Source organism: Lactiplantibacillus fabifermentans DSM 21115, assembly GCF_000498955.2.
GTDB classification, from domain to species: Bacteria; Bacillota; Bacilli; order Lactobacillales; family Lactobacillaceae; genus Lactiplantibacillus; species Lactiplantibacillus fabifermentans.
Genome location: NZ_AYGX02000034.1, coordinates 1 through 13,878 on the forward strand (window position 1 = coordinate 1; position 13,878 = coordinate 13,878).

The following is a 13,878-nucleotide window of genomic DNA, read 5'->3' on the forward strand; positions in this document are numbered from 1 at the left end:
AGCTGATCTTTTTTGTCCGAACAGCGTTCGGATTAATTTTACAATCTACCATATAGATATCAAAAAAGTTATGCACAGTCAAAATTTGTGCATAACTTTTTTAGTGCTTTTATAAATTAGCGGTACTTAATTGCGGTGTGACTTCAACTAGCGCCTTCAAAGTATCCAAAGCAGTCAGCAACGGCATTTCATGATTTAGCGACCAGGTGACCAACGGCGCGTCTGGTGCGGGATTCATGGTGAAAACTACCGCCGAACTGCTGGCTGGTAACTGACTCATATCAGTCGCCACGGTAATTGGAATGCCAGTTTGGACGAGCCAGTTATGCACCGTGGATAACTGCCAAGTCGCTTCGTCCGTAATAATGCCGTCAGAGGCTTGCCAAGCTTGCAACTGATAGCTGTCGGCCATCGCGAGGTGCCACGCGGTTGAAAAATCAGGACCGGACCCCATCGTTTCACCGGTGGACTTCATTTCGGGGCTGAGGTGAGTCGGCATGCCCGGTAATTTGTTGAATGAAAAGACCGGCGCTTTGATGGCGACCGTGCCCGTTGCTGGGTATAAACCGGTGGGTAAGTGCACAGCAGCCAAAGTTTTCCCTAGGATTAATTGTGTTGCTAACTGGGCGAGTGGTAAATGCGTGACTTTACTCATGAATGGCACCGTCCGGCTAGCGCGCGGGTTCACGTCGATGACGTATACGTCGTCCGTGACGACGAATTGGATGTTGAGCATCCCGACGGCCTTTGAGGCGTGGGCTAATTCCGTCGCAATTTGGATAATTTTAGTTTGGACCGCGGGGGCTAAGTGTTGTGGTGGGTACACGGCCATCGAATCACCCGAGTGCACCCCGGCGCCTTCGATATGTTCCATGATGCCGGGAATGCAGGCGTGTTCACCGTCGGATAAGACATCCACTTCGCACTCTTGGCCGGCCAAATATTGATCCATCAAAATGGGCGCACCGTGACCAGCAGCCACCGCTGATTTAATAATCGGCGTGAGTTCACTAGCTTGGTGGACAATCGCCATGGCCCGGCCACCTAAAACGAAACTAGGGCGAACCAGCAGTGGATAACCGATTTGTGCCGCAGCTCGCTTGGCGCCCGCTAAATCAGTGACGGTCGTGCCCGTCGCTTGTTTGATATGATGGGCGGCCAGTAAGTCGGCAAAACTTTGCCGATTTTCGGTGAGGTCGGTTGCCGCGACACTCGTTCCTAAAATGGTCACGCCGGCATCAGCGAGTTGTTTAGCCAAATTAATCGCGGTTTGCCCGCCAAACTGCACGATGACGCCTAGAGGTTGTTCCAAGTTAATGATCGGCAGCAAGCGTGCCAGCGTCAGCGGTTCAAAGTACAACTTGTCGGAACTTGAAAAGTCGGTCGAGACCGTTTCAGGATTATTGTTGACGACGATAGCGTGATACCCGGCTTGTTGAATTGCTTTGACACAGTGGACGGTCGTGTAGTCGAACTCGATACCTTGGCCAATTCGAATCGGTCCAGAGCCAAGCACGATAATGCTATGTCCTAGAGGCTGACTCTCATTAGTTTGTCCGAACGCCGTGCTATAAAAGTACGGCGTGACACTGGCGAATTCACCGGCACACGTGTCGACCATTTTATAAACGAGCGGTTGGTCGGCCAACCAGTCAGTGAGCGTGGCAGCGGGTAATTGACTGTAATGTTGAATCGTGGCGGTACTCAGCCCGTATTTAGCGGCCGTCAAAACATTGCTGACGGTTGGGGCTTGTTGCAACGCTTGCGTCATTTCGACGATATGTTGTAATTTCCGCAAGAAGAACGGCGCGATTTGTGTCAGGTCCGCCAGTTTGGCGAGGGGCCAGCCTTGTTGCAAGGCAGCAATCAAATAAAATAGCCGTTGATCAGTTGCGTGCGTCAATTCGGCCGTGATGGCGGCCGTTGTTAGTGGCTGGTCAGGAACTAAATTAATCAACTCGCTGGCGGTCGTTTCTAAGGAAGCGACCGCTTTGAGCGTGGCCTCTTCAATGGTCGTCCCAATGGCCATGACTTCCCCGGTGGCTTTCATTTGCGTGCCCAGCTGGGCGTCAGCGGTAGGAAACTTATCAAAAGCAAATCGCGGAATCTTAGCGACGACATAATCGAGCGCCGGTTCAAAGGCGGCGTAAGTCGTCTGGGTCACTGGATTTTTGATTTCCGATAAATTCAACCCAATGGCAATATCGGCGGCAATCTTCGCAATCGGATAGCCGGTCGCTTTGGAAGCCAAAGCTGAAGAACGGCTGACCCGCGGATTAACTTCGATGACGTAATACTGGCTGCTGTGCGGGTCTTGAGCGAGCTGGACGTTACAGCCACCTTTAATATTGAGCGCCGCCACGATGGTGAGGGCCGCTTGCCGCAACGTTTGATATTCGGGATCACTTAGCGTTTGGACGGGGGCGTAGACGATCGAGTCGCCGGTGTGAATACCAACCGGGTCGAAGTTTTCCATGCTACAAACGATGATTTCGTTGCCGACGTTATCACGCATGACTTCAAATTCAATTTCTTTGTAGCCGGCGATACTTTGTTCAATTAAGCATTCGGTGACCGGCGACATCGTCAGTCCGCGTTGCAAAATCGTGGTCAGTTCGGCGGGATTGTGCGCGATGCCACCACCAGAGCCGCCTAGTGTGAAGGCTGGCCGCACAATGACGGGATAGCCGATTCTTTCAGCGAAGGTTAACGCGCTTGCGACGTGGTGAACGGTCGTGCTGGCAGGAATGGGTTGCTGCAACTGGGCCATTAACGCTTTAAAGGCGGCCCGGTCTTCAGCTTGGTTGATGGTTTTGAGCGAGGTCCCCAATAATTGGATATGTAAGTCCGTTAAGACGCCCGCTTCATCGAGGGCCATCGCCAAGTTTAAGCCGGTTTGACCGCCGAGCGTTGGCAACAAGGCATCCGGGTGCGTTTTAGTGAGCACGTCAGTCACGCTTGCCACGGTGAGGGGGTTTAAATAAACTTCATCGGCGGTAGTCGTGTCCGTCATAATGGTGGCCGGATTCGAATTGATCAAAATAACGTGATACCCAGCGGCTTTTAAGCTTAAGCACGCTTGGGTACCGGCATAATCGAATTCGGCGGCTTGCCCAATTTTGATGGGGCCGGAACCAATCACGGCGATGGACTTAATTTTCGTATTTTTAGGCATTGGCAACGGCCTCCTTTTGTAAGCTCGCGATAAATTGGTCGAAGAACTGCCCAGCTTCAACGGGGCCGGGATGCGCTTCGGGATGGAATTGGACCGACATAACTGATTGACCAACTAACTGTAAACCTTCCACACTCCCATCATTGAGCTCGGTAGCGGTGACCTGTAAGCCAGTGCCGGCTAACGAGTCGGCGGCGACAGCAAAATCATGATTTTGCGCCGTCATCATCACGCGCCCAGTTTGTAAATTAGTAACGGGATGGTTCATACCATGATGGCCAAACTTTAATTGATACGTCCGCGCGCCATAAGCTAGGGCAATTAGTTGATGCCCCAGGCAAATGCCAGCAAGCGGATAGTGCATCGCTAATTGTCGAATTAATGGTAGAACGGCTTGGTAATTTTCCGGATTACCCGGACCGTTGGACAGCAAAATGCCGTCAGAATGTAGCGCTGCAATGGCCTTAAAGGTTGTGTTGCCGGGGACGACGGTAACTTGGCAACCACGCTTTTGGAGTTCGGTGGTAATGGCCGTCTTTTCACCGAAATCCAAAATCACAATGTGCGGCCCCGTCGTATGGAACGCTGGATGGACCGCGGGTTGGTTCAGTAGTGGTTTGTTCGGCAGGCTAGCCAACGTGGCGGCAAAGTCAGTCAGCGGGTGATTGCTCAAAATGGCCGCTTGGGTGCCATGTTGGCGAATGTGAATCGTCAAGTCGCGCGTGTCGATACCCATAATGCCGGGGACGTGGTGAACTGCCAGAAAATTAGCTAACGTTTGCCGACTTTGATAATGGTCACTAAAGTCCGCTAATTCATGCACGATAATCGCTTGCGCCCCAATCGTAGTGGCTTGATTGACGTGGGGGTCGATACCATAGTTACCAATTAACGGGTAAGTGAACGCGATGAGTTGATTTAAATAAGAAGGATCGGTAATCGTTTCTTGATAACCGGTCATGCCGGTATTGAAGACGATTTGGCCGGCGCCAACCCGGGTACGGTCGCCAAACGCCGTCCCAATCCATTGTTTGCCATCAGCTAAAGTTAAATATTTTTGCATGCCTGTCGCACCCTTTCTAATAAAAAGATTAAAAACCTGATTTATGCATGACAATAGTAAACAATGTTTTTAACTGAAAGTCAAACTAAAAATTCAAAATAATTGCATATAGCTGTATATATTCGTTTATTTATGTATATTATCAACAATAACTGAATAATTTTGCAAAAAGGCTTGCTTTTTACTTTTGATGAGAATATAGTGTGAACCATGTTGAACGCATGAACATGCATTCATAACACTATTATTGAATATTTGAGGTGATTTTATGCAAGTTGCATTAGTTGGCGTCAGCGGTTATAGCGGCATGGTGCTCTATCGGTTGTTAAAGCAACATCCCAACGTTGACCACATTAATTTATACGGCCATAGCGATGCGCAGCCGATGCCATTAAAGACGCTGGTCCCGATGTATCAAAAGGAAACGGCGCTCGTCCGACCATTTGTGGCGGCGACGGTCATGGCTGAAAATGACGTCTGCTTGTTTGCAACTTCCGCGGGCGTCACCAAAACGTTAGCTTTACCACTATTACAAGCTGACTTTCCGGTGATTGATTTATCCGGGGACTTCCGCTTAAAGCAGCCGGCCCAATATGAACAGTGGTATCACCAACCGGCGGCCCCGCAAGCCGCTTTAATGAAAGCTAGTTATGGCTTGGCTGATTTGAACGTCGATTTAACAGCGTATGTCGCCAATCCCGGTTGTTACGCGACCGCGACGCTGCTTGGCTTAGCACCGCTCGTCCAACAACACTTGATTGACCCGACCAGCATTATCGTCGATGCCAAATCGGGGGTGTCGGGCGCGGGTAAAAAGTTAGCGCCCACGAGTCACTTTGTCGCCGTGAATGATAATTTACAACTATATAAATTGAACCAACATCAACATATTCCAGAAATCATGCAACAGCTGCAAGCTTGGTGGTCGGCGGTACCGGCGCTTGAATTTACGACGACGCTGATTCCAGTCACCCGCGGGATTATGAGTTCCATTTACGCGACCGCCGCGGCGGAGACGACCACAGCCCAAGTTTTAGCGGCGTTTGAACAGACCTACGCCGATTCGCCCTTTGTCACGGTGTTACCAACCGGCATGCCGGATTTGAAACAAGTGATTGGGACTAACAACTGTGCGTTAGGCGTCAATTACAATCCGGTGACGCATAAGATTATGGTCGTTAGTGTCATCGACAACTTGATGAAAGGCGCTGCCGGGCAGGCTATTCAGAATTTGAACCAACTTTTTCAGTTGCCAATTACCGCCGGGTTACCGACGTTACCAGTTTTTCCATAGAGAGGAAGTTTTGCGAATGCAACTCGTTACAAATACACAGGTCACGCCGGTCGCCTTTCAATGGCCCGCCGGCTTTTACAGTGATGGGATTCATATCGGCTTACGGAAAAGTAAAAAAGACTTTGGCTACTTATTTTCCAAAGTGCCCGCAGCAGCCGCGGGGACGTATACGACGAACCAGTTTCAAGCGGCGCCCACGAAGTTAACGAAGATGATGATCAATCAAAATCACCAATTACAAGGATTGTTGTTAAATACGGCGGTCGCCAATTCATGTACTGGCCGGCAAGGTTGGGACAATGCTTTACAAGAACAAACGTGGCTCGCCAACAAATTAGCAGTGGATCCCAGTTTGATTGGGGTGGCGTCGACCGGGTTAATCGGGGCGCAGTTGCCGATGGACTTGATTAAAAACGGACTACCCCAGTTATCGCCAACTACGAGTGACGCGGTGACTTATGCCGTTTTGACGACCGATACGCATCCCAAAAAAGTGTGTGTCCAGTTTGAACTCAGTGGTCACTTAGTTACGATGACTGGCTTTGCCAAAGGTTCTGGCATGATTCACCCGAAGATGTGCACGATGCTCGGTTTTGTAACGACCGACGCGCAAATTGACGGCGACTTATTACAAACGATGCTCAGTGACAATGTCGATGATACCTTCAACCAAATTACGGTCGATGGGGATACTTCGACTAATGATATGGTGGTGACGTTGGCCAATGGTTACGCGGATAATCCGAGTATCCAACCGCATACGCCGGATTACACGATCTTTAATGACGCCTTGCACGATGTCTTAGGCCAATTAGCGCAACAAATCGCGGCGGATGGTGAAGGCGCGTCGAAGTTAGTCGAATGTAACGTCTTGCAAGCGGCTAATATGACGGATGGCCAAAAAGTAGCGAAGGCCATCGTCGGGTCTAACTTAGTGAAAGCGGCCATCTTTGGGGAAGACCCGAACTGGGGCCGCATCATTAGTACGATTGGCGCGACCGATGCCGCCGTCGATATTGACCATGTGGATATTGCCATGAATGGAATGGCGTTAGTGGCGGATAGTTTAGCGTTGCCGTTCGATGAAGCGGCGGTTAAGCACAGTTTGCAGGCGCCCAAAGTGATTATTGATGTGAACTTGCACCACGGTTCCGCCCACGGTCAAGCGTGGGGTTGCGATTTAACTTACAACTACGTCAAAATTAACGCGAGTTACCACACTTAGGAGGCGGCGCGATGCAAAATTTAATTATCGTCAAAATTGGCGGCCAAGCGATTCAACAACTCGATGCCACCTTCTTTACCCAAATAAAAACCTGGCACGCCCAGGGCAAACAAATTTTGATTGTCCATGGCGGCGGGCCGATGATTACGAAGTTAACGCAGGCCTTACAATTGCCCGTGCATAAATATCACGGGTTGCGGGTCACCGATGCCCAAACGTTAGCCATTACCAAAATGGTGTTGCTCGGCGATGCGCAACCGGCGTTGTTAAGTCAATTGGCAGCCCACGGGTTACCAGTGATTGGGCTCAATGCCGCCGACAATCAATTGTTGACGGGGACCATGATAAACCAAGCCAAACTCGGCGCGGTCGGTCAAGTGACAGCGGTGAATACCGCTAGTTTACAAGCGCACCTCGGCGATCACATCGGGGTATTAGCCCCGCTAGCTTTAACGACCACCGGCCAGTGGCTGAATGTCAACGCCGATATGGCCGCCACGGCTTTAGCCCAACAATTACACGCAAAAAAACTCGTGCTCTTGACCGATGTGCCGGGCATCATGCACCATGGCACGGTCATGACGACCTTGTCACCGCGCCAAGCACAACGCTTAACGCAACAAGCCGTAATTACCGCTGGCATGCGGCCTAAAGTTCAAGCGGCGATTCAAGCGATTCAAGCCGGGGTCCAACAAGCCATCATCACCAACGCGATTGACCAACCCGGCACAACCATCATTCAGGAGGCTGCTATATGAAATATGTATTTCCGACCTATCAACGGTTTCCCTTTGCCATCACGAACGGTCACGGCGTTACGCTGACCGATGCTAATGGTCACGATTATTTAGACTTTACCGCTGGGATTGGGGTATGTAATTTTGGTTATACAAATCCCCAAATTCAACAAGCGGTCAGTGACCAACTCACGAAAATTTGGCATACGTCGAATTTGTATGAAAATCCGTTACAAGACCAAGTTGCCGAACTACTCGTCAACGGTGACGACCGGCTCGTTTATTTTGCCAACTCCGGTACCGAAGCCAATGAAGCGGCCTTGAAACTCGCCCGGAAATATACGGGTAAAACGGGCGTCTTAGCGTTTAACCACTCGTTTCATGGCCGGACTTACGGGTCGATGTCGCTAACGGGTAATCCGAAGATTCAAGCCGGGTATGCGCCGCTGGTTCCCGGTGTCCAATTTGCCGACTACAATGATCCCGCGGCGTTAACCGCGATTACCCCTGACTTAGCGGCGGTGATTTTAGAAGTCGTCCAAGGTGAGGGCGGCGTGTTCGCCGGCGACCAGGCCTGGCTGAAAGCGGTCAACGCCAAGTGTCAGGAACAAGGTGTCTTACTAATTATCGATGAAGTCCAAAGTGGGATTGGCCGGACCGGTTACCGGATGGCTTATGAAGGCTTTGACTTAGACCCCGATATTTACACCGTTGCTAAAGGTTTAGCGAACGGACTACCGGTCGGAGCGATGGTTGGTAAGAGTTATCTGGCCACCGCTTTTGGTCCCGGCAGTCATGGCTCGACCTTTGCCGGCAATGCGTTAGCGATGGCGTCGGCGCAAGCGGTCTTAACCCAATTGACCCCGACATTTTTAGCGGAAGTGCAACATAAAGCGGCCACGGTTAACTTGGCGTTACAACACCAAGTGGCGCCGTTACCAATGGTTAAACAAGTGACCGGTAAAGGATTGATGCTTGGGATTCATTTAAATGCGGCGGTGCCGGTCGGCCAAGTCATTACCGCGTTACAAACCGCGGGAATCTTAACGTTATCTGCCGGCGACAATACGTTGCGCTTATTACCGCCATTAGTCATGACGATTGAAGATTTATTGCGTGGTATCGACACGATTGCCACGGTGTTAGCGACATTTGAGGAGGTCACGGTATGAATCATTTCCAAGGCAAATCACTATTAAAAGAAAGCGACTATACCCCCAGCGAAATCAATTATTTAATTGATTTCGCCATTCATTTAAAAGCCTTAAAGGCGCAACACATTCCGCATCCGTACTTACAAGGCAAAAATATCGCGTTACTCTTTGAAAAAACGTCGACACGAACCCGTTCAGCGTTCACGGTCGCGGCTAATGATCTCGGCGCGCATCCGGAATTTCTCGGTAAAAATGATATCCAACTCGGTAAAAAAGAATCGGTCGTCGATACGGCCAAAGTGCTCGGGTCGATGTTTGACGGCATCGAGTTTCGGGGCTTTAAGCAAACGGCGGTCGAACAATTAGCCCAGTATAGCGGGGTGCCGGTGTGGAACGGGTTAACCGATACGTGGCATCCGACTCAAATGATTGCCGACTTCATGACTCTCAAAGAACATTTTGGCCACTTAGCCGGCCTGACACTGACGTATGTCGGGGATGGGCGTAACAATATGGCCAACAGCTTGTTAGTGACGAGTGCGATGCTGGGGGTCAACGTGCATATTGGCGCCCCGCAAGACTTACAGCCGGCCGCAGAAATCGTGGCGCTTGCCAAACAGTATGCCAAACAAGCGGGGAGTGCAGTCGTGACTACCGATGATCCGGCCGTCGCCGTGACCGGTGCCGATGCGTTATATACTGACGTGTGGGTTTCGATGGGAGAAGCGGTCGATTATGGGCAACGGATTAAGGCACTATTGCCGTTTCAAATCAATGCCGCGTTAGTAGCCCAAACCGGCCAAGCCGATACGATTATCATGCATTGTTTGCCTGCCATCCACGACCACGAAACGGAAATTGGCGCGCAACTCGGCGAACAATATGGCTTAGCCGCCGTCGAAATCACCGACGATGTTTTCAATAGTGCCCAGGCCGTGATTTTTCAAGAAGCGGCCAACCGGATGCCCGCCATCAAAGCCATTATGGCAGCGACGTTAGGGGACTTGTTTATTCCGGACAGTATTTTTAATGGTTGATGGGAAAATCGCCGCTACCGGCTGACTATAATTCCAGCCGCTATTCCGGTCAGGCGTTAGCTAAATTCATTTTAAAATAAAAATGACCTCGTTACGTCTGCATTCGTAACGAGGTTATTTGGATGTAATTAAGCTGGTTGTTGATGAAATCAACTGGCACCAAGAATTTTATATTAGGTGACTTTACCCAAGCATCGGTCGTTCTACCAAGCAGGCAACACGCACAATGAAAATCCTATGAAAATGAGTTGCGATACAACGATAGCCGTGCTACGATTGAAATCGCGCAATTATTCCAGCACGTGGTTCGTAACCATCCCACGTAAAAAAACTAGGAGGATTTTGTAATGACGCAATCAAAAATTCGGCCGTGGATTATTAATGCTTTAATCGCGGCTATCTATATCGTTTTATCCATGGGACCGGCTGCCTTTAACTTAGCTTCGGGGGCCATTCAATTTCGGGTTTCGGAAGGCTTGAACCATTTAGCCGTCTTTAACCGCAAATACATTTGGGGCATCGTCGCCGGGGTCATCTTGTTTGATGCCTTCGGACCGGGGGCCAGTTTATTGAATGTTCTGTTTGGCGGGGCCCAATCACTAATGGCGTTACTTATTGTGACGTGGATTGGTCCTAAGCTCAAGACGGTTTGGCAACGCATGTTATTAAACATCGTCCTATTCACCGTTTCGATGTTCATGATTGCTTGGATGTTAGTCTTAGTAAGTAGTGGCGTGGCTTTTTGGCCAACCTACTTCACAACGGCTTTATCTGAATTGATCATCATGTCAATTACGGCGCCCATCATGTACGGTTTAAACAAGGTCTTACATTTCAGCGACCGCATCAGCTAATAACTATATTTTTAAGACATCGGCATTTTTGCCGGTGTCTTTTCTTTTGGGGTGGGAGTGGCTCAAGTTGCCGTTGGAGGTCATCGGTAATTCCAGTCGCCGTGGCGACCGGTTCGAGCCAAAAAGCGGTCTCGAACCTCACTTTGAAGCTTGGCCAAACCCGCCAATCTCCAAAGATGTCGGTGGTGTAAGCTCGACCAAAAGCATGTCGAACTAACGCCACTTGCACGGCGACTTCCATTACCGCTGACCCCCAACTAAATTGATATTGGTATTAAAAATGGCATGACTATGATTTTGCTGCATACCTTTATATTGGAGACGAGTTTTGCTGAATGTTCAGCAATTAGAGTTGAAACATGCAGCAAGAATTCAAAGTTTAAGCTTGAATAACTTTCCGCTTCCAGTCACTAAGATTGGCTATCGTAGTCAGTTTTTACTTAACCGCCATTCTAATGCTCATGTTGATTGCTAATTTTGATGTTGCTACCATTATCAAAATTAGTTCAATTTAGTGACCGGAGGCGGGCCAAATGCTCAGCCGCCAAATTATGCTTAATGGGCAGTGGGCTTCTGACCATTTAGCATAAGGCCAGTTTTCGAGACCGCGCTTTGGCTCGGAAATGGCCGGCAGCGTTCCAGCGTTTGGCCCGCCGCAGGGAACGGCAATGAAAAAGCACCAACTCCCAAAAAAGGCGTCAGTGCTTAAAATGATTATTCGGCTTGGAGATCTTCGACTTCGATGACTTTGAACTGTTTGCGGTTCAAGTTGTCGGTGATGCGCTTGAGTTTTTCGGTGTCGACGTTTTCTGGTAGGGTGAATAACGTCCGATGACCGAGGGTGCCGTTTTGAACATCCAAGGTTAAACAGCCAGCAATCGAAGTATACTTGGTGATGATTTTGGCCATGGCGGCTAAGTCACCTCGTTCACCGATAGAAACGACCGTTAAGACGTAACTGCCGACGTTGACGTTCCATGATTGTGACAACATGTCGAGTAAGCGTGTATGCGTCAAAATACCGTAGAAATAACCATGTTCATCTAAAACAGCGATGTATGGTAAATCTTTGATTGAAAAGAAGACGTTGTAAAAGGCGGCGTCAACTTGAATCGTTTTGGTCGCGTTTTTCAAGAGTGACGTGACAGGCAACGACATGTCACCCCCGCGTGATTTGTGACGGTAAATATGCATCTTGTAAATATTACCGCGGAAAATATGACCCGTTTCGTCTAAGATTGGGACACACCGGAAGCCAGAATCTTCTAAAACTTGTAAGGCTTCAGCTAAAGTGGCATCGGCGGTGACCGTGGTTAAACGTTCTTTGGGTTTAACGAGCGTTTTTAATAACATAGCAGTTGATCCCCCCAGATTTATTAGTTTGTTTTAATAAATGATACCATAAAAGCGCTTTTGATGGACAAGTAATCCTAGCTATAGCCAAATATAAGCAATGAAAAAGCCGTCCTTATCAACATCAGGACGACTTTTTAAAATTAAAGTTAAATTAGAATACAATGACAGGCGTGCCGGTTGGAACCGCGGCATAAACTTTACTCATGACCGATGGTGGGGTGTTAACACAACCATGTGAACCATGTTTCTTGTACCAAGTGCCACCGTATTGTTTTTGCCAGGAAGAATCATGGATCCCTTCACCGGTATTATCAAACGGCATCCAGTAAGAAACGGGTTGTGAGTAACTGGAACCATCGTCGTTGTCACCTTTCAAAGTGGCATTCTTTTGCTTGCTCCAAATATACCAAACCCCAGTGGTGGTAGCGTGTTTACCTGGTTTCCCAGTCACCACATCGGTGGAAACTTTTAGCTTGCCATCGACATAGACCCACATGTGTTGGTTTTCTTTGTCGACTTCGACGTACGTATTCCCAATATCGGTCTTGTTGTTGTTATAACCAGAACCATTAATGAGTGGTGAACGCGTGAAACTTTTACCTGCTAAGATTTGCTTAGATAAGGCTTTAGCTTCGGCGGTGGTCTTAATCGTCCAACCGTAGAACCCGCCACTAACCTTGACCGTTCCACGTTTAGTACTCTTGAACGTCCGCGTCGTATGGTACGTGTGATATTTGGCGTTAAGTTCCTTAACATAGGCCAAGACTTTGGTTTGGTCTAAAGTGACGTTACCGCTACTGTCGACTTTGATCCAACTTAAAATTAAATCATGGGGAATCGTAAACTTATGACCGTTGATATTGTAGGTCGCCGTTTCGGTCGCATATTTTTGCGACTTGCTTTGGGCCGTCTTCAACGCACTGCTTGTACTGGTCAAAGTTGGTTTGACGTAGGCATCCTTCAAGTTGATGCTCGTTTTACCATCAGCTAGAGCGGCGCTAACGACTTTTTTCAACGTCGTTTGGTCAAGCTCGGTCCCTTGAACTTCTTTTTTGATGACGACTTTGCCATTTTGATAAATCAACTTGGCATTTTCCGTCTTCGTCCGTTTAGTCGAGTTGGCCGTGTTCGTAATCTTTTTTAACAAAGCTTGCATATTACTATTCGATACGCTTAATTGGCCAACGGCACTCGTATCAGCGGCTTGCGCTGATTGTAATAAAGCGACCGGCCAGCTCCAGTAGTTTTGCTTAGCGACGAGTTGTTTGAGTTCTTGTTTGGTGTTGACGGTGATGCCCGCCGATTTGCTATTGAAGGAATAAATGGCCTTGCCATTTTCAACGATGTGATAAGTCCGATGTTCTAAGGCATGACTGACTTTTGGTGCGGCTTGCGTCGCGGTCTTGCCGCTGACGTCCACGCCGGCAACTTGCATATTGGCGAGGAAGGTTTGGTTACTTTGCCAAATCAAACTAGTGGCTACGTAGGCAATCGCTAAAATGCCGACGATACTGCCACCAATGATTAGCCCTCGTTTATGTTTCATTAAAAAATAGCCTCCAGTGTCTATAATAACTTCACCTTATAACATTTTGAGTGGGAGTGCAAATTCAAGGCCGGCAACTAAGTGCGAAAAAATTTATCGTCCTTACTAGGGTTATTCGTTTTAGCTAAAAACGATTTTATGATGATGTTATTCTCAATAAGTAATGATTATCTGTAAAATGGGCTAAGCCGGTATAGATTGTCGGTAGTGTGTAATCAGCATCGCTTGGAAAAAATGCCCCTTTACCAACGACTTTTTGTTTCTTTGCGGTAAAAATTTTTTTAGTGGCGAACGTTAGGCGTTGGCCAGAAAGCTACGCATTGCGAGTAAAAAAAGACCCGCACGCAAACACGAGCGGGTCGAATCAATAGTTAAAGTTTAAATTAGGTAGATTGTAAAATTAATCCGAACGCTGTTCGGACAAAAAAGATCAGCTT

General features: G+C 48.6%; 11 protein-coding genes and 1 riboswitch. Of the genes, 6 read left to right on the plus strand and 5 right to left on the minus strand.

Translation table 11 applies throughout. The features are described 5' to 3' along the window. Nucleotides 1–109: 109 nt before the first annotated feature. Both carB and DY78_RS02420 read right to left on the minus strand, forming a co-directional pair. Complete coding sequence (carB, locus tag DY78_RS02415) at nt 110–3,175, minus strand: carbamoyl-phosphate synthase large subunit (protein WP_024625222.1); 3,066 nt, start codon at nt 3,173–3,175, stop codon at nt 110–112. Then, nucleotides 3,168–4,238: a carbamoyl phosphate synthase small subunit gene (locus DY78_RS02420; protein ID WP_024625223.1), complete on the minus strand. Its 1,071-nt coding sequence runs from the start codon at nt 4,236–4,238 to the stop codon at nt 3,168–3,170. Before DY78_RS02420 ends, carB begins: the two co-directional genes overlap by 8 nt. 268 nt (nt 4,239–4,506) lie before the next feature. Here DY78_RS02420 and argC point away from each other — a divergent pair, with 268 nt between their 5' ends. The 6 genes from argC to DY78_RS02450 all read left to right on the plus strand — a co-directional run bounded on the left by argC (nt 4,507) and on the right by DY78_RS02450 (nt 10,539). Beyond that, on the plus strand, nt 4,507–5,532 hold the full coding sequence (gene argC / locus DY78_RS02425; RefSeq protein ID WP_024625224.1) for an N-acetyl-gamma-glutamyl-phosphate reductase: 1,026 nt from the start codon (nt 4,507–4,509) through the stop codon (nt 5,530–5,532). Between the two features lie 16 nt (nt 5,533–5,548). Then, nucleotides 5,549–6,757 carry a bifunctional glutamate N-acetyltransferase/amino-acid acetyltransferase ArgJ gene (gene argJ, locus DY78_RS02430; RefSeq protein ID WP_024625225.1) on the plus strand — a complete coding sequence of 403 codons (1,209 nt, stop codon included), beginning with the start codon at nt 5,549–5,551 and terminating at the stop codon, nt 6,755–6,757. 11 nt (nt 6,758–6,768) lie between these two features. After that, nucleotides 6,769–7,515 (plus strand): acetylglutamate kinase, encoded by a 747-nt coding sequence (gene argB / locus DY78_RS02435; protein WP_024625226.1) that lies wholly within the window; start codon nt 6,769–6,771, stop codon nt 7,513–7,515. Then, a complete protein-coding gene (locus DY78_RS02440) occupies nt 7,512–8,666 on the plus strand; it encodes an acetylornithine transaminase (RefSeq protein WP_024625227.1) in 1,155 nt (384 codons plus the stop codon). The genes argB and DY78_RS02440 overlap by 4 nt, the downstream gene beginning before the upstream one ends. Continuing rightward, complete coding sequence (argF, locus tag DY78_RS02445; protein WP_024625228.1) at nt 8,663–9,685, plus strand: ornithine carbamoyltransferase; 1,023 nt, start codon at nt 8,663–8,665, stop codon at nt 9,683–9,685. Before DY78_RS02440 ends, argF begins: the two co-directional genes overlap by 4 nt. Before the next feature lie 296 nt (nt 9,686–9,981). Continuing rightward, nucleotides 9,982–10,026, plus strand: a riboswitch (PreQ1 riboswitch). Nucleotides 10,027–10,032: 6 nt separating this feature from the next. Next, entirely contained in the window at nt 10,033–10,539 is a 507-nt protein-coding gene (locus tag DY78_RS02450) for a QueT transporter family protein (RefSeq protein WP_024625229.1), read from the plus strand. Here DY78_RS02450 and DY78_RS02455 read toward each other — a convergent pair. From DY78_RS02455 to DY78_RS02465, 3 genes are all read right to left on the minus strand, one after another. After that, nucleotides 10,532–10,780, minus strand: coding sequence for a hypothetical protein (locus DY78_RS02455; protein WP_033613602.1), 249 nt, complete (start codon nt 10,778–10,780; stop codon nt 10,532–10,534). The two genes, DY78_RS02450 and DY78_RS02455, sit on opposite strands and share 8 nt — an antisense overlap. A gap of 473 nt (nt 10,781–11,253) precedes the next feature. Continuing rightward, nucleotides 11,254–11,892: a cyclic di-AMP binding protein CbpA gene (cbpA, locus tag DY78_RS02460; protein ID WP_024625230.1), complete on the minus strand. Its 639-nt coding sequence runs from the start codon at nt 11,890–11,892 to the stop codon at nt 11,254–11,256. Between the two features lie 154 nt (nt 11,893–12,046). After that, the gene (locus tag DY78_RS02465) at nt 12,047–13,441 is read right to left on the minus strand and encodes a L,D-transpeptidase family protein (RefSeq protein ID WP_024625231.1); all 1,395 of its coding nucleotides are present in this window, start codon (nt 13,439–13,441) and stop codon (nt 12,047–12,049) included. Between the last annotated feature and the right edge of the window lie 437 nt (nt 13,442–13,878).

Coding starts and splice junctions, on each gene's coding strand:
- DY78_RS02440 (WP_024625227.1), top strand. CDS start 7,512: ATGAAATATGTATTTCCGACCTATCAACGGTTTCCCTTTGCCATCACG.
- argC (WP_024625224.1), top strand. CDS start 4,507: ATGCAAGTTGCATTAGTTGGCGTCAGCGGTTATAGCGGCATGGTGCTC.
- DY78_RS02450 (WP_024625229.1), top strand. CDS start 10,033: ATGACGCAATCAAAAATTCGGCCGTGGATTATTAATGCTTTAATCGCG.
- cbpA (WP_024625230.1), bottom strand. CDS start 11,892: ATGTTATTAAAAACGCTCGTTAAACCCAAAGAACGTTTAACCACGGTC.
- DY78_RS02465 (WP_024625231.1), bottom strand. CDS start 13,441: ATGAAACATAAACGAGGGCTAATCATTGGTGGCAGTATCGTCGGCATT.
- argJ (WP_024625225.1), top strand. CDS start 5,549: ATGCAACTCGTTACAAATACACAGGTCACGCCGGTCGCCTTTCAATGG.
- carB (WP_024625222.1), bottom strand. CDS start 3,175: ATGCCTAAAAATACGAAAATTAAGTCCATCGCCGTGATTGGTTCCGGC.
- DY78_RS02420 (WP_024625223.1), bottom strand. CDS start 4,238: ATGCAAAAATATTTAACTTTAGCTGATGGCAAACAATGGATTGGGACG.
- DY78_RS02455 (WP_033613602.1), bottom strand. CDS start 10,780: ATGGAAGTCGCCGTGCAAGTGGCGTTAGTTCGACATGCTTTTGGTCGA.
- argB (WP_024625226.1), top strand. CDS start 6,769: ATGCAAAATTTAATTATCGTCAAAATTGGCGGCCAAGCGATTCAACAA.
- argF (WP_024625228.1), top strand. CDS start 8,663: ATGAATCATTTCCAAGGCAAATCACTATTAAAAGAAAGCGACTATACC.